Here is a 25376-nt window from a genome sequence, read left to right on the forward strand (position 1 = left end):
TATCGATATATATCTGACAGATTTACAACATATGAGCCAACATTCCTCACCGTTTAGCAAGCAGCAATTACTGCCCCAAGAAGAAACTTTGGAAATCCTGAGACAAAAAGGGGAGCTTTTTATTGGGATTCCAAAAGAAAACCAATATCAAGAAAAGAGAATTTGTCTTACCCCAGATGCCGTAAATGCCATTACAGCCAATGGACACAGAATTCTAATTGAATCCGGAGCTGGAGATGGTGCCAATTATTCCGATGTGGATTACATCAATGCCGGGGGCGAAATAACAAGGGATACCAAGAAAGTTTTTGCCTGTCCTATAATTTTAAAGGTGGAGCCTGCTACCTTACAGGAAATCCAGTTGATCAATCCACAATCCACCATCATTTCTGCCCTGCAGATCAAGACCCAAAGCAAGAAGTATTTTGAGGAACTGGCCAAAAAGAGGATTACCGCTATTGCCTTCGAATATATAAGGGATGACGACGGCAAATATCCGGCAGTGCGCTCGTTGAGTGAAATAGCCGGTATATCTTCGGTATTGATCGCCTCTGAAATTATGGCCGCTACAAACAAAGGTAATGGCCTTATGTTTGGAAATATTAGTGGTGTTCCTCCTGTGGAGGTCGTGATTATTGGAGCTGGCACCGTGGGCGAATTTGCGGCCAGATCGGCTATTGGACTAGGGGCCAATGTAAAGGTCTTTGATAATTCCATTACCAAATTACGGAGTATCCAAACCAATTTAAGACAGACCGTTTACACTTCCACCATACAGCCCAAAAACTTATTGAAGGCATTAAAGCGTTGCGATGTGGCCATTGGCGCTACCCGTGGCAAGGATAGGTCACCTGTTGTGGTAACTACCACCATGATGGAGCAAATGAAGAAAGGGGCAGTAATTATCGATGTGAGTATCGATATGGGTGGCTGTTTCGAATCTAGTGAGGTTACTACCCACGACAAACCTATAAAGGTCAAAAATGGAGTATTACATTATGGAGTTCCCAATATTCCTTCGAGATATCCCAAAACAGCTTCTATTTCCATTAGTAATATTTTTACCCCCTATTTATTGAAGATTGGGGAAGATGGTGGTTTTGAGAATGCCTTGCGATTTGATAAGGGCCTGCGCAACGGGCTATATCTATATCACGGCATCCTAACCAATAAATCCGTTGGAGAGTGGTTCGACCTCTCTTATAGCGATATTAATTTTCTTATTTTTTAATTTATGGCATTTTTAAAGCGCTTGGGCTTCTTTCTTTTTGGATTATCTATTGGCTTGGTTTTTTTGACGATTTTCCTAAAGAAAAAATCACAGGAAACCGGTACCGAATTCTGCTACTTTCCAAATTGTAGGACCCTAAAGGATATTAGGACCAAGCAAATTTCCTATTCGGACGCCATTGTTCAATTAATCCAACAAAAGGATTTGGACAGTACCGATATAAATGGTTTCTTATATAATGGCGATGTGGATTTTGGCAAAAGTGAGACCAAGACCAAACCTTGCAAAACTTATTTTATTGAGGGTATGGTAAAAGATAAAGCGGCGATCTTGAAAGTGAAAAATTGTTCCCAAAAGGCCATTATAGAAAGTGTCGCATTTTAGATTTTTCTTCGCTTACGCTCTTTTTTCAATAAGGTGAGTTCCCGGCTGGTTTGGCCTGCTACGGAGGTATTTTCCTCCGCCCGTCTAATTAGATAGGGCATTACGTCCTTGACTGGTCCAAAAGGCAAATATTTGGCTACATTATATCCTTCTTTAGCCAAATTGAAGGAAATATGGTCACTCATACCATAAAGTTGCCCAAACCAAATTCTAGGGTCGTTGTGTTCAATATTACCGGCCTCCATTAATTCCATCAACCGGTAGCTGCTTATCTCATTATGTGTTCCTGCGAAAAGGGACATAGTGTCCAAATTTTCCACCATGTAGGCCACTACATTATCAAAATTTTCGTCTGTGGCTTTTTTGGATTCACAGATCGGGGATGGATACCCTTTTTCCCCGGCCCTGTCATTTTCTTTTTCCATATAGGCTCCGCGGACCACTTTCATCCCTATAAAATAATTGTTTTCCAAGGCATCCTTATGAAGTCTTTTTAAATAATCAAGACGGTCCCATCTATAAGTTTGCAGGGTATTGAAAACTATAGCCTTCTTTTTGTTGTATTTCCGCATCATCGCTTCCGCCAGTTCATCTGCTGCCCCTTGCATCCAGCTTTCCTCCCCATCTATCAAAATAGAAACTTCCAGATCATGGGCTTTTTTACAGACCTTGTCATATCTATTTACAACGCGTTGCCATTCTTCTTGTTCATCTTTGTTAAGGCTGTGGCCTTCCGTAATCTTTTGATAAAGTTTAAAACGTCCAAAACCGGTTGGCTTGAAGACTATGAAAGGTATGGCCGCATATTCTTTAACAAAATCCAGGGTTTTTAAGGCTTTTTCATAGCAGGAATCCAGCTGATTTTCCACTTCTTGCCCTTCTACGGAATAATCCAAAATGGTGCTTACTCCCTTTTCGAACATTTTATCGGCTACCACCAAACACTCTTCCTCGTTCACTCCTCCACAGAAATGATCAAAAACACTGGCCCTGATAAGCTTTTCAACTGGTAAGTGTGCCTTTATGGCAAAGTTGGTTACGGCAGTGCCTATTTTAACCAAAGGTTCGTTGGCAATGAGTTTGAATAAAAAATATGCCCTTTCTAATTCTGAGTCGGTTTTAAGTGCAAATGCAGTTGCCGTGTCCTCAAAAATTTCCTTCATTCCTGTGAATTTATTAAGGATTCAAATATAAGTACAGATTTTATATTCTTATCATTTAAAATAATGTTTATTTTGCCGTAAATAAATCAATTAATGAATTCTATTACAACACCCTCCTACTCTGTACATTTTAATGAAACGGCCTATGTGGCCCTTAATAGTCATTTGGCAAAATCCAATTATTCCAAAATATTTATTCTGGTAGATGAAAACACCCATAATTGCTGTCTGCCTATTTTTATGTCGAAAATTGAAGGCGAATACGATTTTGAGATTATTGAAATAGAAGAAGGGGAAATCAATAAAAACATAGCTACCTGTACACAAGTCTGGGAAGTTTTGTCCGAATTGGATGCGGATCGAAAAAGTGCCATGATAAACCTTGGCGGCGGCGTAGTTACGGATCTTGGAGGCTTTGTTGCTTCCTGTTTTAAACGGGGTATAGAATTTATAAATGTACCCACTACCCTCTTGTCTATGGTAGATGCCTCCGTTGGGGGAAAAACCGGTGTAGATCTTGGTCCCCTAAAAAATCAGGTAGGGATTATTAATCAGCCCCAAATAGTGTTGGTGGATACCGACTTTCTAAATACGTTGGACCAAAGACAGTTGAATAGTGGTTTTGCCGAAATGCTCAAACATGGTCTTATAAGCGATGCTGCCTATTGGGAAACCTTAAAAGGCCTTTCGGATTTTGATAATTTGGATGATTATATCCTAAGGTCGGTGGCCATAAAAAATGAAGTGGTACAACAGGACCCCACGGAACAGCATCTTAGAAAAATCCTAAATTACGGACATACCTTGGGACATGCCGTAGAATCCTATTTCCTGGAAAGCCAAGATCACGAGCTACTATTGCATGGCGAAGCCATTGCGGTTGGAATGATACTGGAAGGTTATCTATCACATAAACTAACAGGCCTAGGCAAGAATGCTTTGGAGGATATTAAGGCCACCTTTCTCGAAAGATATAAAAAGGTAGAATTTGAAAAAAAGGATATCGACACCATTCTTACCTTGTTGAAATTTGATAAGAAAAATTCCCATGGTAACATCAATTTTGTTTTGTTGAAAAAAATAGGTGAACCCGCGATCGATATAAAAGTTACCCCGGATTTACTGGAAGAAGCTTTTGCTTACTACGCGGAATAGAGGATACGTATACTATAATTGACGCTTTTACAACTCTTTATGAGGTTGATTGATAAAATTATATAGTTTAGGTTGTGTTAATAACCGCCCTTGTTTTTTGGGATTAAACCACCTGTTATGTTACGTAAACTTGTAGATTACAAAAAACTGAGTCATGAGGTAGCTGCACGCCTAATTGAAATGTATCCTTACGGCTACGGAGACGAAGATATCATTATGTTCAAAAATGTCCATGGGGAAATTATTGAAGCCGTGGAAGTAAAGACAGATGATACCATTTATCTTGTAAAGATCAGTAAAAGCCTGGCCAGTTTTATTTCAAATTTTGAGGATAATATGGAAAGGGAATTGGAAGACCAGTCAGAATCCGAAACATTCGAATCTCCTTCAGATGAATTGGAGCCGGAATTAAACAATGATGAAGAGGAATCCAAATGGGATTAGGCTTGTAGGTATTTGTAGGTAATAATCTGTTGATGGTGTCTTAAATGACCACATATAACAAATCCTAATGCCCCTACGGTCCATTCTATATTACTGGCTATCCCGGTACGGGAAAGTTCTTCATTCTCCAAATTATTGAATAGGGTTATGGATGCCTCCCTAACAGCTTTAAATTCGGCTATAAGGCTATCCTTGCCTCTCTTGTTGGCATTTGATTGTTTAACAAACAAATCCTGATCAAAACCAGGCAAAGGTGTCTGGTCATTCCGCAGGAAACGCAGGGCTCTATACTGAAAAACTCGTTCGGCATCAATTATATGCAAAATTACTTCCGCTATGGTCCATTTACCCATTGCATAGGAACTGTGCAATTTATTGTCCGGAATATTTTCAATAAACTGGGCAAACTCGGTTTTTCCATTGGCCAATAAGACGTTTAATTCGCTTTCATCCAATACGGATAAATAAGTTCCGTAAAACTGATCGTATGCCTCCTTGGGTAAATCGGATTTTATCATTTTGTAAATATTAAAAGATTGCTTTGGGCAAAATATGCCTTATTTATTCCAACCTACTTCAAAACAAAAAATCCCAAACAAAAACTGCCTGGGACCTTTTACATTTTTTGTCTTTAAAAATCAATTACATTTCGTTGAAGATCGTGTGCATTAGACGTTTTTTGTCGTTGATGCTTTCTTCCAATGAAATCATTGTCTCGGTTCTATCGATACCATCAATATCATCTATTTTAAAAATAATATTTTTGGCATGATTCGTATCCTTGGCTCGTATTTTACAGAAGATATTGAATTTCCCTGTAGTAATATGGGCTACAGTAACATTTGGGATTTGATTCAATCGCTCCAATACAAACTTCGTTTGATGCGTTTTTTCCAAAAATATACCCACATAGGCAATAAAGGCATATCCAAGTTTAACATAATCCAATGTCAGGGATGATCCTTTGATGATGCCTGCTTCCTCCATTTTCTTCACACGAACATGAACCGTTCCTGCGGAAATCAGAAGCTTTTTTGCTATATCGGTAAATGGTGTTCTGGTATTGTCAATTAACATATCCAGAATTTGGTGGTCTATTTCGTCTAATTTTACTTTACCCATTAGTATTTAATTTAAATGCAAAAATAATAAAATATAGAATTAAATGTAATGAATACATCATTTTTTTATGAAAACCGTAACTTTTTTACATTTTTTGAAAAAATATTCCATTGATACCGAGTAAGTCCATAAGCTCTGGGTTGTTTTTGAGCGTTTTTAAGTCCTTAGAAAATAGACAATTATATGTTTTGTGGCCAAATTTACCTTGTAAATCCCCTATTTCTTCCAATTTCCCTTTAAATTCAATCTTACCGTCAACCAAGGTTTCCACAAATTGGATGGCGGCACTGTTGCCTAATTCATACTTGGGCTCCAGAATGTGGATATTCTTCATCATTACATCATAAAATAATTTGTTGTTGTCCGGAATATTGAAATAGGAATCCATTTTGTATTGATTAATGGTCCCCTTTGAGATTACCTCTAGAGCCTTTACCAGGGCCGTAAAAATATATTTCCTAGTCTCTTCCCTCTCATAATCTCCAGGAAAATGACCAGACTCAAATAATATGGTAGGTATATGCAACATTTGGAATGTATCACCAACACAATTGCTGTTAAACCCATCATCGTATCTTCCCACTTGACCAGGGATAAACTTTTGCAGTTCTTGATTCATGGCCACAATCAATTGCATGCTAATCCCCCTGGTTTTGGAAATACTGCGTTCTGGGTCATGTGCAGGTGCCAAAAAGGAAACCGTTGCGGGTTTTGGAGTATTTCCTACATTAAAAATAGTGCGTTGGTCGTGAAGGTTAAAACAATAATTGGGTTTAAAATCCTCGTATATTTTTCTTAAAACGATACTTTCAGGTTGGGTCCTTTCCTGGGCATCCCGGTTTAAATCCACTCCGTTGGCATTGACCCTAGTGTAGGCCATGGCTCCATCCGGATTTAATATGGGAACAATTTTAAGGGTACAGTTTTTTAAAATGCTACTGGCCAGATCTGAACCCGACTTTAAAAAATTTATTAAATCCAAAACAGCTTTTGTTGTGGTGGACTCGTTTCCATGCATTTGGGACCACATCAAAATTTTTAATTTTCCCTTTCCAAGCACTATACTTTTTATAGCCCGTTCTTCCACAGATAATCCCTCGATTTGGACAATAAAATCTTTGGCGACAGTATGTAGAAATGGGTCAATGTCCTTATCCGTAACGTATCTGCCTTTTATCGTTTCTTCCCTTATAGCATTATAATTTAACGGCATGCGCAAGACTCTGGTTTTAATTGTACCGTGCAAAGGTAGTATCAAAATATTTTACATTTGTAAATTACATTTATTACAAATGTAAACTAGTCAAACATGCCAAAACTGAAGCTGTTGGATCCAGTTTTTGCTATTGGCCAAAAAATTTGCTTTATCTATAGTATAAATACATATTATTATTAGTCAATTTAATTGGCATTGTTATCTAAAGTATTAGATTAATATTTATTCCCTTTAAACAGGGTACTCCCCATGAGAATTAGACTAATTTATATTACTTTTGTAAATATATATTTACAATTGTGAATACTACTGAATTTATTAATAGAATAGATCAAATTTTGAAGTTCCATGATCTGTCGGCTTCCGTGTTTGCCGACACTATAGGTGTTCAGAGATCTAGTATCTCCCATCTTTTGGCGGGCAGAAATAAACCCAGTCTGGAATTTGTTCTTAAGGTCGTTACTTCTTTTCCGGATGTTGATCTGTATTGGCTGTTGTTCGGTAAGGGCTCTTTTCCCAAGAAGGCCAAAGCTGCCCCCAACGAGGAACCCGAGTCGAAAGTGGATGTAAAGAATGTGGAGTCCCATGCTGACTTGCCACGTTCCGAGGCTATAGATAAAATAGTTATTTTTTATTCCGACGGTAGTTTTAAATCCTATTCGGATAAAGGAAGTTGAATTATTCGTTTTTCGACTGTTTTCAGCATCAAATTTCTTTATTTTGTGTCATGACTAAAAACATGACTTTTGGGGTGCTGCTACTCATGCTTGTGGTATGCTCTTGTTATCAGCCTGAACGCAATTGCGCCGACTTTAAAAATGGAAAATTTTCCTTTACCGCAGAGATCAACGGGGAAAAGCTAACTACCACATTTGTCCGAAAAGACAGTATTGAATTGGATTTTTTTCAGGGGAAAGTGGATACCTCTTCCATTAGATGGATAAATGATTGTGAGTATATCGTAAAAAAACTTCATCCAAAGAGTATGGCCGAAGAGAAATCAATTCATATGAAGATATTGTCCACAAGCGATAATTCGTATACATTTGAATATAACGTTGTGGGTAGCACCAAAAAATCCAAGGGAACCGCAATTAAAATACAATAACTATGTTTGAAATCTTATCTTCTCCCGATGCATGGGTGGCTTTGGTTACCCTTACCTTTTTGGAGATCGTCCTAGGAATAGACAATATTATCTTCATCTCCATAATCGCTAACAAACTTCCGAGAAAACTACAGGCCAAAGCAACGAATCTAGGGCTGCTTTTGGCTATGGTGCAAAGGATTATATTGTTGTTTGCCGTTTCCTTCTTAATTGGGCTTAAAAATCCATTTTTCTATATAGAAAGCTCGTGGGTTTATATGGGAATAAGCGGTCAGGCCTTGATCTTGTTTTTTGGGGGGCTGTTCCTGTTGTATAAAAGTACCTCCGAAATTCATGAAAAAATAGAAATGCCCGAGCACGATGAGAACCAAGTTAGTGCCAAGGGTATTACCAGCTTATCCAGTGCCATTGTTCAAATTGTTCTAATCGACTTTATTTTTTCCATAGATTCCATCCTTACTGCTGTTGGTATGACCAATGGTATAGGCAACAAGCCCGGTGATGCATTATTGCTCATGATCATTGCCGTGGTTATTTCCATCATTATCATGATGGTCTTTGCCAATCCAATAAGACAATTTATAAGCGCCCATCCTTCCATGCAGATTCTGGCTCTATCTTTTTTAATACTTATCGGATTTATGTTGATCATGGAGGCGGCACATCTAAGTCACGCCAAATTCTTCGGCAATGAAGTGGGGGCAATTCCCAAAGGCTACCTTTACTTTGCCATTGCCTTCTCCTTATTTGTGGAATTTCTCAATATACGCATGCAAAGGAACAAGGAAAAGCCGTCGGAAGTCAAGGAGTAACGGCTTGTTTTAGGTGGGTTCTTTTTAATTGCGCCTGTTTTCGTTGCAACTGAAATTAAAAAGAATTAAAGATCCGGCTTTGACCGAATAAAATGAATTATTGTTGACAAAGGGCTTATTGTTGTGGCAGACGTATGTATTGGCTTGTGGTAATTCTATAGGCATTGCAAGAAGGCTATAATGTAGCCCAAGAATTATTGTTCCTATGCAAGGTATCGCACCCAATGGTTCTTTAACTCGGGTTTTTTAGACCACGGGCTTTAAGGTTTGTTCCTTAAACGTATTGTAAAATCATAGATCTAAAGGACGAACGAAGTTTGTTTGAAATGACGGAATGTGCTAATTGGGCCGACTAAAGGCTACCTCTGGATTCGAGCTCTTTTGTTTCTTAAATAATCGCTGTTGTTGTTTTACGGTAAGCGTACTCCCGTCCGGACTCCATCCTGGGGGACCAAAAATATACATCAGGGCATGCGATAATTTTTTCGATTTCTTAACATCATTGTAAATATCCTTAAACTCGTGTGTTAGGATAACTACGGGATTGTGGGAGTTGGGTGCGTGAATAACCCCATACTTGACATCAATATCGTCATCAAGCTCCTTCCAAGTTCCAAACATTTTATCAAATATATTTAAGAAACCCCCGTGATTTTTATCCAAATATTCCACATTTTGGGCGTGGTGCACTTGGTGCATGGTGTGGGTGTTGAATATTTTTTCAATGAATCCCATCTTTGGGATGTAAACCGAATGTAACTGAAATTGCCATAAAGCTTCGATTCCTAGGCACACAACGACCATTTCTGGTGGAAAGCCTATGGCGGGGAGCCACATATAAAAGAGGGGCTTGTACAATATAGTGAACCACCCGTTGCGAACGGCTGTACCTAGATTAAAGTTATCCGAGGAATGGTGCACTATATGTGCGGCCCATAAAATGCGTACCTCGTGGTTGGCCCTATGGAACCAATAATACGTAAAATCGTCCGCTAGCTGACAAAGAAGCCATACATACCAAGCATATCCGAAAGATTCATATCCAAGAATATTGGTCCTGACCCCATCGGTAATAGGGTTGAATAAGTCATAGGTATATTCAAATATTACAATAGCCGATATCACCTTGATCAAAGGCGCAATTATAGCCGATCCAACACCCATAAATCCGCTTGCGGCCAAATCTTTCCAATCATATAAATGATCGTCGCCATGTGTCTTGCTATAAGTAAGTTCCAATAAAATGAAAGCTATAAAACAAGGAACTCCGTATACCAGAGGGTTGGTGAAATCCATAAAAAAAATCAATTTGTGCAAATATAGGTTATTCTTAGGGTATTTCCTTTAGGAAATATCCCAAATAACCATTAATTAATATTATAAAAAAAGGTGTCAGCGAAATTTTCATAATGCCGATTCCTATGTAAAGTACTAAAAAAGAGCGGTTTGTCCGTCATCATCATCTTTACTCGGTTTTTTTTCTTTCTTGGATCCCCCTGTACTTATACCGTTGTTTGAGGAATCCATTTTTTGATCGGCCACAATACTTTCTTCGTCCACAACCTCTATCTCACTGGTTTCGTTTTCTTTGGGTTCTTCAAAGGGAAGTGGATCCAAAGCATTTATATTTTTTACCTTATCTGAAGTCAATTGATTACCTAAAGCTTTTATTCCCTTAACAGATATAAAATCTTCTAAATCAATAATTTGATTGGGCTTTGCATCCTTACCTCTTGGTTTTGAAAATTCAATTTCCACTACTGGCCGCCAATCCGTAGAAACGAGTTCCAGAAACGATTTTGGGTGTTCTGAAATAAACAATTCCTCCTTGTTTTCGTTTTCTATCATAAAGCGTTTTACGTAATAGCGGTCTTTTTCACCTTCAAAATATATAGCGCACAATGGTTTGTTGGGATTCCATTTTTCCAAAACCACCATATCTTCATCGAAATGGGTGGACAGATTGGGGATAAAGGTTTTTGCCACCCCTTTTTGGGTGACGACCAGCAACATATCATCCCCCTTGAACTCCCCAAGTAGTTCTCCGCGGCCATCCACATTGAGTCTCCGGACTATTTCGTCGAACCATATTTTTCTCGGTTTTAGCGTGGAAACCCCTTTTTCTTTTAGCTCTATGCGTTTAATGGAATATTTTGTGACGATATTTCCTTTGGAGGCTCTTCCTTTTATCAGCACATCGGCGAAATCTATATCCCACTTCAGTTTCTTTATACTGCCCACTTGCCTCAAATGGACGGTGATTACTTCAGCTTCCCCATTGGGGTTGGCGGAAAAATAAAGAACTTCGGATTGCGGTTTACCGTTGGTTAGGTCGTACGGCTTGTCCCTGGTAATTCCCGTAACGTTAAATCTTTTTATGTAACTGGCTCCGCCTTTTCCATCCTTATAGATCATGTTGTAGATGGTCCGTTTGTCTTTTTTCTTGAATACGGCCACGTGAATAATGTTCTTGCCTATAAAGATTTTGGAATCCACCTTGGCAATCATCATTTTTCCTTCTTTGGTAAAAACAATAATATCATCAATATCACTACAATCGGTTACGTATTCATCGCGTTTTAAGGATGTTCCAACAAAGCCTTCTTCTCGGTTTACGTATAATTTTGTATTCCTTATAACTACTTTGGTAGCCTCAATATCATCAAAAATTCGGATCTCGGATTTTCGTTCCCGGCCCTTTCCATATTTTTCCTTTAGGGATTTGAAATAGCTGATGGCAAAGTCGATCAGGTTTGCCAAATGATGTTTTACCTCGGCAATCTTTTCTTCAAGACTATCTAGATATTGTTGGGCCTTGTCCAAATCGAACTTGGAGATCCTTTTGATCCTAATTTCGGTCAAACGAACAATATCATCTTCGGTAACCTTTCTTTTTAAGTGGGTTGTATGTGGGGCAAGGCCTTTATCTATAGCCGCTATAACACCTTCCCAGGTCTCTTCTTCTTCAATGTCCCGATAAATCCTATTTTCAATGAAAATACGCTCAAGGGAGGTAAAATGCCATTGTTCTTCCAGTTCTCCCAACTGTATTTCCAATTCGGCCTTTAATAGTTCCACGGTGTAATCCGTAGAGCGCTGCAACATCTCGGTTACTCCAATAAAGAGCGGTTTGTTGTCTTCAATGATACAACCCAACGGTGATATGGAAGATTCGCAAGAGGTAAATGCGTAAAGGGCGTCTATGGTTTTGTCTGGTGACAATCCTGATGGTAGGTGTACCAAAATTTCTACTTCTGCCGCGGTATTGTCCTCAATTTTTTTGATTTTTATCTTCCCTTTTTCGTTGGCTTTAAGGATGGAATCTATTAAAGAAGAGGTATTGGTGCCATATGGTATTTCCTTGATAACCAATGTATTCTTGTCTAACTGATGTATCTTAGCCCTAACCCTGATCTTACCTCCTCTTAATCCGTCATTGTAGTTGCTGACGTCTATGATTCCAGAGGTAGGGAAATCTGGGTAAAGGGTAAATTTTTGTCCTTTAAGATGTTTTATGGATGCATCAATTAGCTCATTAAAATTATGCGGAAGCACCTTTGTGGAGAGTCCCACTGCGATGCCCTCTGCGCCCTGTGCCAGTAAAAGTGGAAACTTAACAGGGAGATTTACAGGTTCTTTTTTTCTTCCGTCGTAAGAGAGCTGCCACTCTGTAATTTTTGGGCTAAATACGACTTCAAGGGCAAATTTGGTCAAACGGGCCTCGATATAACGGGATGCGGCTGCACTATCTCCGGTCAATATATTTCCCCAGTTACCTTGGGTGTCTATCAAAAGGTCTTTTTGGCCAATTTGCACCATGGCATCCGCAATACTGGCATCACCGTGAGGGTGGTACTGCATGGTGTGCCCCACAACATTGGCTACTTTGTTGTATCGGCCGTCATCCAACTCCTTTAAGGCGTGCATTATCCTCCGCTGAACAGGTTTGAATCCGTCTTCTATAGCAGGTACTGCACGCTCCAAAATAACATAGGAAGCGTAATCTAAAAACCAGTCTTTGTACATCCCCGTAACCTTGGTGAGGGTATCCTGGGCATCTTCTTGATTTTCTTTAGGTACTTCGTTCAGTTCTTCATTCTCTTCCATAAAGAAAGATTCGTATTAGTTTGGCCTGCTTATCGGCAGGCAGGTTTATAATTGGTTTTCCTCTACTAGGTCTACCTCTACTTTAAGGTTGTTGATTATAAATTCCTGACGGTCAGGGGTGTTTTTGCCCATATAAAACTCCAAAAGGTTTTCTATGGACATTGCTTTGTCCAGCATTACCGGTTCCAATCTAATGTCTTCGCCAATAAAATGTTGAAACTCATCCGGTGAGATTTCGCCCAACCCCTTAAATCGGGTTATTTCAGGTTTCCCCGTTAACTTTTCAATGGCCTGTAATTTCTCCTCATGGCTGTAACAGTAATAGGTGTCCTTTTTGTTACGAACCCTGAACAACGGTGTCTGAAGTATATATAGGTGATTTTCCTTTATGAGTTCCGGGAAAAATTGTAGAAAGAAAGTTATCAACAAAAGTCGAATGTGCATACCATCCACATCGGCATCCGTAGCAATAACTATTTTATTGTACCTTAAATCCTCCATGGATTCCTCTATGTTCAATGCAGCCTGTAAAAGGTTGAACTCCTCGTTCTCATACACAATTTTTTTGGACATGCCATAGGAGTTTAAAGGTTTACCCCTTAAGCTGAATACGGCCTGTGTATTTACGTCCCTTGATTTTGTTATGGAACCCGAAGCTGAATCCCCCTCTGTAATAAACAAGGTGCTTTCCAGGCAACGATCGTTTTTGGAATCGGCCAAGTGTACCCTGCAATCCCTTAATTTTTTGTTGTGCAGGCTAGCTTTCTTGGCCCTGTCCTTGGCCAATTTTCTAATCCCGGAGAGTTCCTTTCGCTCCCGCTCTGCCTGCATAATTTTACGTTGGAGCTTTTCCGCGGTATCCGGGTTCTTATGCAAATAATTGTTGAGTTGGGTCCCAACAAAATCGTTGATATAGGTACGCACCGTGGGTAGGTCGCCCCCCATATCCGTAGACCCCAATTTGGTCTTGGTCTGACTCTCAAAAACCGGTTCCATTACCTTAATGGCGATAGCGGAAATAATTGATTTTCTCACATCGGACGGATCGTAATTTTTGCCGTAGAAATCCCTTACCGTTTTTACTATGGCTTCCCTGAATGCTGTCTGATGCGTTCCGCCCTGGGTGGTATTTTGTCCATTGACAAATGAATGGTATTCTTCGCTATACTGCGTTTTACTGTGCGTTAGGGCAATTTCGATATCGTTACCCTTTAGGTGAATAATGGGGTAAGTCATGTCCTCAATATTGTTATTATCCTCCAAAAGGTCCTTTAGTCCGTTTTCGGAATGGAATTTCTCCCCATTGTATATTATGGTGAGACCGGGATTGAGGTATACATAATTTTTGAGCATGCGTTCTACATACTCGTTCCTGTACTTGTATTTTTTGAAGATAATTTCGTCAGGGGTAAAGGATACCTTGGTTCCTTTTCGCTTTGAGGTGTCTTCCGGGCCTACTTCCGCAACAAGGTTTCCTTGCTGGAATTCTGCGGTTTTCAGCATATTATCCCTGGAGGACTCCACTTTGAAAAAGCTCGATAGAGCGTTTACCGCCTTGGTACCAACCCCGTTAAGACCAACAGATTTCTTAAAGGCCCTTGAGTCGTACTTACCACCGGTGTTCATTTTGGAAACTACGTCCACCACCTTTCCCAAAGGTATACCCCGGCCAAAATCCCGCACATTGACCATATTGTCCTTTATGGAAATTTCTATGGTCTTACCCGCGCCCATAACAAACTCATCTATACAGTTGTCTATAACCTCCTTTAGAAGGATGTAAATACCGTCGTCCGCAGAAGATCCATCGCCCAATTTACCAATGTACATTCCTGGACGCATCCGGATATGTTCCTTCCAATCTAATGAGCGAATATTATCTTCTGTGTATTGGGCGTTATCTGACATGGTCTAGGGCTTTATCCAAAGTGTTGCTAATATAGCAAGTGTTATAAAAAGATGAAACCCCTAAGCGTTAAAGTAATTAACAAAGGAAACCAACGATTTGTTGATAGTAAGGGGTCGTTTGCATCCTAAATTCCTAACTGGAAGAAGAATAGCAATGGCAAAAGTATAAAAAATTATCGATTCCTTGGAGCCACACCAAACCATGTCCATAATTGCCCTGCTTAAGGGAAAATAATGGAATTGGGAATATTAAAACCTTGTTACCTTTAAGAGGGCTTTGGAGGGTTCCGTAAATTTTGGTTTACCGCTGTATTGTTCCTTAAACGTTAAACCTAAAATGCATTACATCGCCATCCTTAACAATGTATTCCTTTCCTTCTACCCGCATTTTTCCGGCTTCCTTAACCTTGGCTTCACTACCATAGGAAACAAAATCGTTGTAAGCAATAACTTCTGCCCGAATAAACCCCTTTTCAAAATCGGTATGTATTACCCCAGCAGCTTGTGGTGCCGTAGCGCCCACAGGAATGGTCCAAGCCCTAACTTCCTTCACCCCAGCGGTAAAATAGGTCTCCAGGTCCAATAGTTTGTAAGCCCCTCTTATCAATTTGGCAGAACCTGGTTCGGTCAGTCCCAAATCTTCCAAGAACATTTGTCGTTCCTCATAACTCTCCAATTCCGTAATATCGGCTTCGGTCCCTACGGCCAAAAAGATTACCTCAGCATTTTCATTGGCAACAGCAGCCTTAACTTGCTCCACATAGGCATTGCCAGTAGTGGCTGCATCCTCATCCACATTGCATACATACATTACCGGCTTATCCGTAATGAACTGTAGAGGCTTCACAAATTCAGCACGATCTTCCTTGCTGATATCCAAGGCACGTACAGAGGTACCTGTTTCAAGGCCTTGTTTTATCTTTAATAAAACCGCCTCCTCCTTTTGGGCTTCCTTGTTTCCAGTCTTGGCCGCACGCTTTACTTTTTCAAGTTTTTTATCTACGGTCTCCAGATCCTTTAACTGAAGCTCTATATCGATGGTCTCTTTATCCCTGACCGGGTTTACGGAACCATCTACGTGCACAATGTTCTCGTTATCAAAACAGCGCAGTACATGCAAAATAGCATCTGTTTCGCGAATATTGCCCAAGAATTGGTTACCAAGTCCTTCACCCTTACTGGCCCCCTTTACCAGACCCGCGATATCTACGATCTCCACAGTGGCAGGCAAAACTCTTTCAGGTTTTACCAGTTCCTCCAATTTTTGTAATCGTGTATCCGGTACATTTACCACTCCAATATTGGGTTCAATGGTACAAAAAGGAAAATTGGCACTTTGGGCCTTTGCGTTGGACAAACAATTAAAAAGTGTGGACTTTCCTACATTTGGCAATCCTACAATACCTGCTTTCATGGTCGAGATCTATATTAAACGGGAAACATGGTTCTAATTCTATTTCCCAGCTTTTTTTTAAAACAGCTGCAAAGATACTATTTATGTGCATTAAAGAACATACAATGACAATCATAATTACATAAAATAAAATACCTAACTTAGAAGTTGAAACACTTAAAACCATTAATATGAAAAAAGTCTTCTTTTTTACGGCATTTGTGCTGGGCAATTTTATCTTGACATTTGCACAAAATTCGGTATCCGGTAGTATTACGGATGAAAGTGGCGAACCCTTGGTGGGGGTTAACATTGTGGAAAAAGGTACTACCAACGGCACAACCACCGATTTTGATGGAAAGTATCAAATTTCGGTCATGGATAATGCTACCCTAGTCTTTAGTTATATTGGATATGATACCCAAGAGGAGATGGTCTCCGGAAAATCGGTTGTCAATGTTACCTTGTCCGGTGGAATGATGCTTGATGAGGTGCAGTTAGTGGGTTCCAGAAGCCCTAAACGTACATCCACCGATACTGCGGTACCGGTAGATGTTATTGATATTGCGGAAGTTTCTACCCAAACTGGCCGGGTGGAGGTAAACGAGTTATTGCAATATGCTGCCCCTTCGTTCAACGCTAATAAACAATCGGGCTCAGATGGTGCCGACCATATAGATCCAGCAACCCTTAGAGGGCTGGGACCAGATCAGACCTTGGTGCTTATCAATGGCAAAAGAAGGCATCAATCCTCCTTGATCAATATCTTCGGAACTAGGGGTCGCGGCAATACAGGTACCGATTTAAACGCTATTCCATCATCGGCCATTAAGCGTATAGAAATATTGCGCGATGGCGCCGCTGCCCAATACGGTTCGGATGCCATTGCCGGGGTCATCAATATTGTTTTAAAAGATCAGACCAATAAGGTTTCAGGCTTTGTGAATTATGGTGCATACAGCACCAATGCGAAAGGCGATTTTCCTGCGGGCACACCCAATACCGATGGTAACCGCTTGGATACGGAAAAGGATGGAAATGCAATTGGAAGTGACCAGCGTTTTGATGGGGGTTCCCTAAAGGCAGGCGTAAATTTTGGTGCCGCTATAGGCAATGATGGTGGTTTTGTAAATGTTACAACCGAATATATCAGCAAGAACAAGACCTTAAGACCTGGATTCGATTTTAGAAGAGGTTTCGGGGAGGCGGCCATTGACGGATTTAATATTATGTTGAATGCCTCGGTTCCCTTATCCGATAATTCGGAATTATATGCGTTTGGCGGTAGGAACTATAGGGATACCGATGCCTATGCCTTTACAAGAAATGGAGGAAATAGGGTAATCCCGTCCATCTATCCCAATGGGTTTACCCCTAGGATTACGTCCAATATCATAGACAATTCCTTCTCGGCCGGTTTTAGGACGGAATTGGATAATGGCTGGAAAATGGATATCAGCAATACCTATGGCAAGAATAATTTTCATTATTATATAAAAGGAACCCTTAACGCTTCTTTGGAAGAGGTATCCCCTACCGATTTTGATGCGGGAGGACATAGTCTTTTACAAAACACTGTAAATTTGGATTTTTCCAAGTATTATGAAGATGTTCTGGAAGGTATGAACTTGGCTTTTGGTGCCGAATATAGAACGGAAAATTTTGTGATTTTCGCTGGTGAGGAGGGATCCTGGGGCACTTATGACGTTAACGGCCTTTTAATTACGGATCCAGCCAACCAAACCCAGCCCATCGATCCGGATTCGGGCGATCCCCGTCCGGGAGGCTCCCAAGGTTTTCCAGGATACAGTCCCAAGAACGAAGTGGATAGAAGTAGAAGCAACTTTTCCCTATATGCCGATGGGGAGTTTGACCTCTCTGAGACCTTTCTCTTGAGTGCCGCAGCGCGATTCGAAAATTTCAGTGATTTTGGAAGTACCCTAAACGGAAAATTGGCGGCAAGGTTAAAGGCATCGGACAATGTTAACATAAGAGGTTCCGTAAGTACGGGCTTTAGAGCCCCTTCCTTGGCCCAAAAATATTATAATCTACAGTTTACCAATTTTGTTGGTGGGGCAGCCTTGGAATCCTTGTTGTCTCCCAATAACAGTCCCGTAACGGCTTCCTTTGGAATAGATCAGTTAACGGAGGAAAAAGCCCTTAACGCGGGCCTAGGTTTTACGGCGACTTTTGGCGATTTTACAGCAACTGTGGACGGGTACTATATTAAGGTGGACGATCGTATAGTGCTCACTGGGAATTTTGATGCACCCCAAATTCCCAATGTAGAGGCGGCACAATTTTTTGTAAATGGCGTGGATACCAAGACTACAGGTTTGGATATAGTTCTGGCTTGGAAGAAGAGTTTTGACGACAATAGGTTATCTGCCACTTTTACGGGCAATATTAATGATATGAAAATAGATAAGGTTAATAATGGCAGCCTGGATGCGGAAACCTTTTTTGGGGAAAGGGATAAGGGGTTCCTTTTAGCCTCGGCCCCAAAAAGCAAATTCACCCTGAATATGAATTACAATAGGGACAAATTTGATGCAGGCCTGGCCTTTACCCATTTCAGCAAGGTGGAGCTGTTGGATTACCAAATGTATGAGCCTACCTCCGATTATGACAGTTTTGAGGACCAGATCAATCAGGCAACGGATACCTACGGTGCCCGGTTGGTAACAGATCTGGTCTTTGGATATCAATTGTGTGAAGGCCTTAAATTAAATGTAGGCGCCAATAACCTATTTAATGTTTACCCAGACCAACAGGACGACTGGGTTGAAGGAGGAGGTTATTGGGACTCTGTACAAATGGGCTTTGGTGGAGCCTATTATTACGCCAAAATAGGATTTACATTTTAAAGGATATCAAATCCAAATAGAAAAGGCTGCTATTAAGCAGCCTTTTTTATATTTAAACATGGACAAGTACCCTTGTCTTTACTCCGGAAGCCATAAAATAGTTGAAAAAACTAAAGCACCTCCCATGCAACTACAATTAATTTATGCTCATAGGACCTAAAATAGGATCTATTCAGGATGCATAAAACGTTGTTTGCCCAATAGCTCTTCTTCAGTCTCAACGTGGCTATCATCAGGCACACAGCAATCTACCGGACACACGGCGGCACATTGGGGTTCATCATGGAATCCTTTACATTCCGTACACTTATCTGGGACAATAAAATATATCTCGTCGCTTACCGGCTCCTGTGATTCGTCCGCATTAACGGCCTTCCCATTGGGTAGCACAACATCACCTTTTAAAAGGGTTCCGTCGCTATAGCGCCAATCATCCGCACCTTCATAAATTGCAGTATTTGGGCATTCAGGTTCGCAAGCTCCACAATTTATGCACTCATCTGTTATTATAATTGCCATAATTTATATTTCTTTTATGCTGATTTAATTTCAGTATCAATACTTTTGTACAAAGGTAAAGCCTAATAAAATCTTTTACAAATATAATGACTGACCTTAGACATAGACTTAATGCTTTTGTTAAACTTGGTAGTTTTTTTAAAGAATACTGCAAATATGCTAAAAACAAAACTCAAATAGATGATAATCAGTATACATGGTTTGTAAAATTCGATGAAATACTTATTCTGGCCGGACATAGAAATGGCTGGTTTACTCCAGATAATATTTTATTTAGTTTGGAAAATTGGGCAGATTTACTGGCCCTTTCACAACTTGAAAGTTGGTTATCCTCCTATGATTTGAATAAAAACAAGCCTAAGACGGTTGCCTTGATCATGGCGGGAAATATTCCATTGGTGGGTTTCCATGACTTCCTAAGTGCTCTGATAACAGGAAACAAAGTCATAGTGAAATTATCCTCCAACGATAAAATTTTATTGCCTTTTATTGCTCAATATTTAATTGAAGTGGAGCCTTCCTTAAAAGATCAAATTTCTTTTTCAGAAGGTAAACTGGAAGATTTTGATGCGGTTATTGCGACGGGAAGCGACAATACGTCCCGATATTTTGAACACTATTTCGGAAAAAAACCTAATATCATTAGGAGAAATAGAAATTCGGTGGCCATCCTTAGCGGGAATGAAACCAATGATGAGTTGGCCGCCTTGGGCGAGGACATTTTTAGGTATTACGGATTGGGCTGTAGAAGTGTTTCCAAATTATTTGTTCCGGTAAATTATAATTTTGATGCCCTTTTTAAAGCCCTTTACCCTTTTAACACCATTATTGAACAACATAAGTACGCCAACAACTATGATTATAACAAGGCCGTGTACCTAATGAGTTTATATAAAATTTTGGAAAATGGTTTCCTAATGTTGAAGGAGGATAAAAATTATGCTTCGCCCATTGCGACCGTTTTTTACGAATTTTATGAATCCCCGGAGGAATTAAAAATTAGGCTGGCCCATGAAAAGGATAGGATTCAATGCTTGGTGGCCAATGGATTTATTGAAAATGAGGTGACTTTTGGACAAACCCAAAAACCATCTTTAACGGATTATGCGGATAATATTGATACTGTTGATTTTTTGTTGAAAACATAATACAATAATTTGGCAGGGCACTACCCTACTTCCTAAAATATTTATGACCTTTATCCTTTGAAAAATTTGAAATTGAATTTAAAAATAACCCAATAAATAGCATAGTACGGACTAATGGAAAAATATTTAAGTTCCTGGCCACTCGAAAATTGCAATATTTTTTTTAAACACTCTCAGATGCTATGCAATATTTATTTAACCCTAATTAGTGATAAATGAAGAAACATAATTTTAGTGCCGGACCTTGTATTCTGCCACAGGAAGTAATCATAAAAGCTTCTGAGGCCGTGATGGATTTTAATGGATTGGGACTCTCCCTAATCGAAATTTCACATAGAAGCAAGGATTTTGTCGCTGTAATGGATAAAGCCAGATCCTTGGCCTTGGAGCTATTGGATTTGGAAGGCAAGGGCTATCAGGCTTTGTTCCTACAAGGCGGTGCTAGCATGGAGTTTTTAATGGTAGCCTACAATTTATTGGAAAAGAAGGCCGGATATCTTAATACAGGTACCTGGGCTGATAAAGCGCTAAAAGAAGCTAAGATTTTTGGAGAGGTCATTGAAGTAGGTTCATCCAAAGATGAGAATTTTAGCTATATTCCCAAGGGGTATTCCATTCCTAACGATTTGGACTACCTGCACCTTACCTCCAACAATACCATTTTTGGAACACAGATAAAGAAATTTCCAAAAACGGAAGCCACTTTGGTTTGTGATATGAGTTCCGATATATTTTCCAGACAACTGGATTTTTCACAATTCGACCTAATATATGCCGGTGCACAGAAAAATATGGGTCCTGCCGGGACCACTTTAGTCGTGGTAAAAGAGGAAATCCTGGGAAGGGTAAGTCGAAAAATTCCGTCTATGCTGGATTATAAGGTACATATAGAGAAGGAAAGCATGTTCAATACCCCTGCTGTATTTCCAGTATATGTTTCCATGCTTACGTTGGAGTGGCTTCAAAAGTTGGGAGGAATTGCGGCTATTGAAGAGATAAATGAAAAGAAAGCCCAGCTATTGTATTCTGAGATAGATTTGAATCCGTTGTTCAAGGGCTACGCCCATAAGGAAGATCGTTCCAATATGAACGCAACCTTTACCTTGGCAGAGGAAAAACTGAAGGATATATTTGAAGGAATGTGCAAGGAAGCTGGAATTAGTGGGATCAACGGTCACCGTTCCGTTGGAGGTTACAGAGCTTCTATGTACAATGCCCTTCCCTTGGAGAGCGTGGGAACCTTGGTAGATGTTATGAGCGAATTGGAGCGAAAAGCATAATAGTTCAATTGTGGGTCTTGGGCCTTTTACTGTAGAACACTATTTTACCAATGCCAGTAACAATGCAATACAACAAAATATGCCTTAAATGACCTGGATGGATCAGTATTGTTCCAACATTAAATCTTAAAGTATAATTATTAACACTTAACATTTAGCATGAAAATTTTAGCAAACGACGGAATATCAAAAAGTGGCAAACAGACCTTGGAGAATGCCGGTTTTGAGGTTTTGGCGGTGAATGTGGCACAAGAGCAGCTTATATCCTACATAAATCAAAATAAGGTTTCAGTACTGCTGGTCAGAAGCTCCACTAAAGTTTTTAAGGATGTTATAGATGGTTGCCCTGCCTTGAAAATCATAGGCCGCGGTGGTGTGGGAATGGATAATATAGATGTGGAATATGCCAAATCCAAGGGCATACATGTCATCAATACTCCGGAAGCCTCATCTTCCTCTGTGGCCGAACTGGTTTTTGCCCATTTGTTCAGCGGTGTAAGGTTCTTGCACGACGCCAACAGAAATATGCCATTGGAAGGCGATAGTAATTTTAAGAAACTTAAAAATGCCTATGCCAAAGGTATAGAATTACGAGGTAAGACTTTGGGTATTATTGGGTTTGGAAGAATTGGAGTGGCAACTGCCAGAATAGCTTTGGGGATTGGTATGAAAGTTATTTTTACCGACCCTTTTTTGGATGAGGCCACTGTGACCGTTCCTTTTTTTGATAACCGATCAATTTCTTTTGACCTAAGTAGCACGCCCTTGGAAAATTTGTTGAAAACGGCCGATTTCATAAGTCTTCACGTTCCTGCCCAAAAATCCTATATTATTGGTAAAAAAGAGTTTGAATTAATGAAAGACGGTGTTGGCATTGTAAACGCTGCGCGTGGGGGTATCCTGGATGAGGTGGCCCTTGTTGATGCTCTGGAAAAAGGTAAAGTGGCCTTTGCAGGTTTGGATGTCTATGAATCCGAGCCTATACCGGAACTACGGATATTAATGCATCCTGATATTTCCCTTAGTCCTCACATCGGGGCGGCAACGGAAGAAGCCCAGGATAGGATAGGAATGGAACTGGCCACCCAGATTATCGATCTTTATAAATAACATGATGGCAAAAAAAAAATCGGCTTAATTAAACTCTTTTTTGTATATTAAGACATATTAAATACTAATTATAACACTACTATAAATGTCGGGATTATTGGATCTTTTAAGCAGCCCAATGGGCAAACAATTAATTAGCGGAGTTGCAAATCAAACTGGACAACCGGAAAACAAAACAGCAGACGTTCTAAGTATGGCCATGCCACTTTTATTGGGTGCCATGAAGAAGAACGTTTCTTCCCCAAAAGGGGCCGAAGGTCTAATGAACGCCCTTTCTTCCAAACATGATGGCGGGTTGTTGGATAATCTTGGAGGTTTGTTTGGTGGCGGTGTTGATCCCTCTGTTATTAATGATGGTGCTGGTATTTTAGGTCATGTTTTTGGAGGAAAACAAGCCAATGTTGAAAATGCCTTAAGCCAGAAATCTGGCTTGGATGCCGGGACAGTTGCCCAAATTCTAAAAATTGCCGCGCCTTTGGTAATGGCCTACTTGGGCAAGGAAAAGGCACAGAGCAATGTAAATGATGCCAATGGTCTTAGTAGCCTATTGGGAAGTATGCTTGGTGGGCAACCAGAACAGAACCAGAATTTAATTACAACTTTGTTGGATGCGGATGGTGACGGCAGTGTACTGGACGATGTTGCCGGTATGGTCATGGGAACTAGCAAAAAGAAAAGTGGATTGGGAGGTTTGCTTGGCGGACTTTTTGGAAAGTAACAGTTTTAACATAATATAAGGAAAGCCATTTGTAACATAAATGGCTTTTTTTGTATCTTATAGGAAGTAATTGGGGTGATGTTGTATCCAGTTGATCCATGGAAATGGACTTAAAAAACTACATAATCATACATCATACCCATGATCTTTTAAAACTTATATGCGATGAAAAAGATTTTTTTAAACTTTGGGGTGATAACCCTGTTTGTTTTATCAATGGCCAATTGTACCAGTAGCAAGCAGGCTATTGCGGTTACTGACGAAGAGAAGGCTGCTTTTTCCCAAACAGAGGGAGATACCATAACCATTAGGGATGATAAAACCGAATATGAAATTATTATAATAGAGCCGGGCTTCGATTTTTGGCTTCAGAGTATTGCTAGACCAGAAGGCTATTATTCCCAATCCTTCCTGGAAAACAGGAATAGAATTATGGTTATAGAATGGAACCAGAGGGTAATGCAACCCTTTAGATATAATTCCAATCTTTATGAGCTTCGTATCGATTATGATCCTAATATAGATTACGGGTATGAGGTAAATTATAAATTGTACAATTACTTTATTTATTTTCAGCGTAAATACAATCAAAGATTGGGACCATTTGTTCCGCGAGTATAAAAAGTTATCTTTGTAACGATTTTTTAAGGCATGAAGAAATTAAAACAACGTTGGGGAGTTAGCTCCAATTTGCAGCTCGCGATAATTTTTATAGTATTCTCCATTACTGGTTCATCTGCGGTTTACGCCGCAAAACCCTTTCTAAATTGGATTGGACTAAATAGGGAAAATTTTTCCCCAGATTTTTTGTGGGGAGGGCTTATTTATTTAGTCTTTAGAATTTTATTAATTTTTCCCATTTATCAATTCCTCTTAGTGATATATGGTTGGTTGTTCGGTCAGTTCAAATTCTTTTGGGAATTCGAAAAAAAGATGTTGAGCCGTATGGGATTAGGATTCATTCTTAAGTGAACGAAGAAATACTTTAGAACAAGCCATTCATTTTACGGAAATACAGATCCAATAGTTCTGGGTAATTATGGAATGTCCAAGTTGGGTTCAGGATATTGACTGCATTGGATATTTACCCTAATATATTGGTAGCAAATACATAAATTATATTTTTCTTAACAATCATTTTGTTGGGATACCACTAGCTTTGAGGGGTGAAGATATATTTCAGAAATATAACCTTTTCGTTTATTGCCGTCCTCTTGGTCGGTTTAATAGCCCTACCTTCCGTTTTAAAACTTAAACATGCCGTCTTTGAGCACCATACCTTTGTTTGTAAAGAAAAAGGTAAGTTGCATATACATGAAGTAGAATTGGATTGTGATTACCATAAATTCAACCTTACCCATTATTACACGCATTCTCAACAGGAATTTACCACATTTACGGTCAAAGCAAAATCAGAGAAAATTACAGACCATTATATTTTTTTAAGTAAATATCAGCAACTTCATTTCTCCAGAAGGGGACCTCCTCTCTCCATTTAAAATTTTTCACGGGGCTTATACAACCTGGAACATGCATGCTGTGTTTCCATAAAAGACCGATAGATTTATTTTATTGTTCCCAAGCCAAATTGCGGCCTTGTGCCAGAGCATCTTGGAAGATATAAGACCTTACATTAAAAGTACAAGCAATATCAATTATAACATTGGAAGTGCATTGCCACCAGGCAGTGG

Annotated in this window: 24 protein-coding genes; 15 read left to right on the top strand and 9 right to left on the bottom strand. The window is 39.7% G+C overall.

Annotation, left to right across the window (positions count from 1 at the left end; translation table 11 throughout):
• Window positions 1-31 precede the first annotated feature (31 nt).
• Both B9Y87_RS07890 and B9Y87_RS07895 read left to right on the top strand, forming a co-directional pair.
• A complete protein-coding gene (locus B9Y87_RS07890; protein WP_085497864.1) occupies window positions 32-1231 on the top strand; it encodes an alanine dehydrogenase in 1200 nt (399 codons plus the stop codon).
• 3 nt (window positions 1232-1234) lie between these two features.
• The gene (locus tag B9Y87_RS07895) at window positions 1235-1615 is read left to right on the top strand and encodes a hypothetical protein (protein ID WP_085497866.1); all 381 of its coding nucleotides are present in this window, start codon (window positions 1235-1237) and stop codon (window positions 1613-1615) included.
• On the opposite strand, the gene B9Y87_RS07900 is transcribed toward B9Y87_RS07895, so the two are convergent.
• Window positions 1612-2778: a proline dehydrogenase family protein gene (locus B9Y87_RS07900; RefSeq protein WP_085497868.1), complete on the bottom strand. Its 1167-nt coding sequence runs from the start codon at window positions 2776-2778 to the stop codon at window positions 1612-1614. The two genes, B9Y87_RS07895 and B9Y87_RS07900, sit on opposite strands and share 4 nt — an antisense overlap.
• A 93-nt stretch (window positions 2779-2871) precedes the next feature.
• On the opposite strand from B9Y87_RS07900, the gene aroB reads away from it, so the two are divergent.
• Together aroB and B9Y87_RS07910 are read left to right on the top strand one after the other, a co-directional pair.
• Entirely contained in the window at window positions 2872-3933 is a 1062-nt protein-coding gene (gene aroB / locus B9Y87_RS07905) for a 3-dehydroquinate synthase (protein ID WP_085497869.1), read from the top strand.
• A 117-nt stretch (window positions 3934-4050) separates the two neighbouring features.
• Window positions 4051-4377 carry a hypothetical protein gene (locus tag B9Y87_RS07910; protein ID WP_085497871.1) on the top strand — a complete coding sequence of 109 codons (327 nt, stop codon included), beginning with the start codon at window positions 4051-4053 and terminating at the stop codon, window positions 4375-4377.
• Here the strand turns inward: B9Y87_RS07910 and B9Y87_RS07915 are convergent.
• The 3 genes from B9Y87_RS07915 to B9Y87_RS07925 all read right to left on the bottom strand — a co-directional run bounded on the left by B9Y87_RS07915 (window position 4374) and on the right by B9Y87_RS07925 (window position 6712).
• Window positions 4374-4895: a DinB family protein gene (locus B9Y87_RS07915; RefSeq protein ID WP_085497872.1), complete on the bottom strand. Its 522-nt coding sequence runs from the start codon at window positions 4893-4895 to the stop codon at window positions 4374-4376. The two genes, B9Y87_RS07910 and B9Y87_RS07915, sit on opposite strands and share 4 nt — an antisense overlap.
• A 124-nt stretch (window positions 4896-5019) precedes the next feature.
• Window positions 5020-5499 (bottom strand): Lrp/AsnC family transcriptional regulator, encoded by a 480-nt coding sequence (locus B9Y87_RS07920; protein ID WP_031444145.1) that lies wholly within the window; start codon window positions 5497-5499, stop codon window positions 5020-5022.
• 85 nt (window positions 5500-5584) lie between these two features.
• Complete coding sequence (locus B9Y87_RS07925; RefSeq protein WP_085497874.1) at window positions 5585-6712, bottom strand: M14 family metallopeptidase; 1128 nt, start codon at window positions 6710-6712, stop codon at window positions 5585-5587.
• A gap of 299 nt (window positions 6713-7011) precedes the next feature.
• On the opposite strand from B9Y87_RS07925, the gene B9Y87_RS07930 reads away from it, so the two are divergent.
• The 3 genes from B9Y87_RS07930 to B9Y87_RS07940 are packed head-to-tail and all read left to right on the top strand — an operon-like array spanning window position 7012 to window position 8635.
• The gene (locus B9Y87_RS07930) at window positions 7012-7392 is read left to right on the top strand and encodes a helix-turn-helix transcriptional regulator (protein ID WP_085497877.1); all 381 of its coding nucleotides are present in this window, start codon (window positions 7012-7014) and stop codon (window positions 7390-7392) included.
• A 50-nt stretch (window positions 7393-7442) separates the two neighbouring features.
• Window positions 7443-7823 carry a DNA topoisomerase IV gene (locus B9Y87_RS07935; RefSeq protein ID WP_245808678.1) on the top strand — a complete coding sequence of 127 codons (381 nt, stop codon included), beginning with the start codon at window positions 7443-7445 and terminating at the stop codon, window positions 7821-7823.
• Window positions 7824-7825: 2 nt separating this feature from the next.
• On the top strand, window positions 7826-8635 hold the full coding sequence (locus B9Y87_RS07940) for a TerC family protein (protein WP_085497882.1): 810 nt from the start codon (window positions 7826-7828) through the stop codon (window positions 8633-8635).
• Between the two features lie 339 nt (window positions 8636-8974).
• Here the strand turns inward: B9Y87_RS07940 and B9Y87_RS07945 are convergent, their stop codons facing one another.
• From B9Y87_RS07945 to ychF, 4 genes are all read right to left on the bottom strand, one after another.
• On the bottom strand, window positions 8975-9931 hold the full coding sequence (locus tag B9Y87_RS07945) for a sterol desaturase family protein (protein ID WP_085497884.1): 957 nt from the start codon (window positions 9929-9931) through the stop codon (window positions 8975-8977).
• Between the two features lie 135 nt (window positions 9932-10066).
• Window positions 10067-12742 (bottom strand): DNA gyrase/topoisomerase IV subunit A, encoded by a 2676-nt coding sequence (locus B9Y87_RS07950; protein WP_085497886.1) that lies wholly within the window; start codon window positions 12740-12742, stop codon window positions 10067-10069.
• Window positions 12743-12787: 45 nt separating this feature from the next.
• Window positions 12788-14650, bottom strand: coding sequence for a DNA topoisomerase IV subunit B (locus tag B9Y87_RS07955; RefSeq protein WP_085497888.1), 1863 nt, complete (start codon window positions 14648-14650; stop codon window positions 12788-12790).
• 319 nt (window positions 14651-14969) lie between these two features.
• Window positions 14970-16064, bottom strand: coding sequence for a redox-regulated ATPase YchF (ychF, locus tag B9Y87_RS07960; protein ID WP_085497890.1), 1095 nt, complete (start codon window positions 16062-16064; stop codon window positions 14970-14972).
• A 170-nt stretch (window positions 16065-16234) separates the two neighbouring features.
• Here ychF and B9Y87_RS07965 point away from each other — a divergent pair, with 170 nt between their 5' ends.
• Entirely contained in the window at window positions 16235-18910 is a 2676-nt protein-coding gene (locus B9Y87_RS07965) for a TonB-dependent receptor (RefSeq protein ID WP_085497891.1), read from the top strand.
• Between the two features lie 168 nt (window positions 18911-19078).
• Here B9Y87_RS07965 and B9Y87_RS07970 read toward each other — a convergent pair whose 3' ends face one another.
• Window positions 19079-19429 carry a 4Fe-4S dicluster domain-containing protein gene (locus tag B9Y87_RS07970; protein ID WP_072861327.1) on the bottom strand — a complete coding sequence of 117 codons (351 nt, stop codon included), beginning with the start codon at window positions 19427-19429 and terminating at the stop codon, window positions 19079-19081.
• 86 nt (window positions 19430-19515) lie between these two features.
• Between B9Y87_RS07970 and B9Y87_RS07975 the strand changes: the two genes are divergently transcribed.
• The 7 genes from B9Y87_RS07975 to B9Y87_RS08005 all read left to right on the top strand — a co-directional run bounded on the left by B9Y87_RS07975 (window position 19516) and on the right by B9Y87_RS08005 (window position 25184).
• Complete coding sequence (locus B9Y87_RS07975) at window positions 19516-20577, top strand: acyl-CoA reductase (protein WP_085497893.1); 1062 nt, start codon at window positions 19516-19518, stop codon at window positions 20575-20577.
• Window positions 20578-20792: 215 nt separating this feature from the next.
• The gene (gene serC, locus B9Y87_RS07980; RefSeq protein ID WP_085497895.1) at window positions 20793-21857 is read left to right on the top strand and encodes a 3-phosphoserine/phosphohydroxythreonine transaminase; all 1065 of its coding nucleotides are present in this window, start codon (window positions 20793-20795) and stop codon (window positions 21855-21857) included.
• 159 nt (window positions 21858-22016) lie between these two features.
• Window positions 22017-22967, top strand: a complete 951-nt coding sequence (locus B9Y87_RS07985) for a D-2-hydroxyacid dehydrogenase (protein WP_085497896.1) — start codon at window positions 22017-22019, stop codon at window positions 22965-22967.
• Between the two features lie 85 nt (window positions 22968-23052).
• A complete protein-coding gene (locus B9Y87_RS07990) occupies window positions 23053-23685 on the top strand; it encodes a DUF937 domain-containing protein (RefSeq protein ID WP_085497898.1) in 633 nt (210 codons plus the stop codon).
• 165 nt (window positions 23686-23850) lie between these two features.
• Window positions 23851-24306 carry a DUF6146 family protein gene (locus B9Y87_RS07995; RefSeq protein WP_085497900.1) on the top strand — a complete coding sequence of 152 codons (456 nt, stop codon included), beginning with the start codon at window positions 23851-23853 and terminating at the stop codon, window positions 24304-24306.
• 30 nt (window positions 24307-24336) lie between these two features.
• A complete protein-coding gene (locus tag B9Y87_RS22165) occupies window positions 24337-24657 on the top strand; it encodes a DUF6787 family protein (RefSeq protein WP_085497902.1) in 321 nt (106 codons plus the stop codon).
• A gap of 194 nt (window positions 24658-24851) precedes the next feature.
• Window positions 24852-25184: a hypothetical protein gene (locus B9Y87_RS08005; RefSeq protein WP_085497904.1), complete on the top strand. Its 333-nt coding sequence runs from the start codon at window positions 24852-24854 to the stop codon at window positions 25182-25184.
• The last annotated feature ends 192 nt before the right edge of the window (window positions 25185-25376 follow it).

Origin of the sequence: Arenibacter troitsensis (genome assembly GCF_900177645.1) — a bacterium.
GTDB lineage: Bacteria > Bacteroidota > Bacteroidia > Flavobacteriales > Flavobacteriaceae > Arenibacter > Arenibacter troitsensis.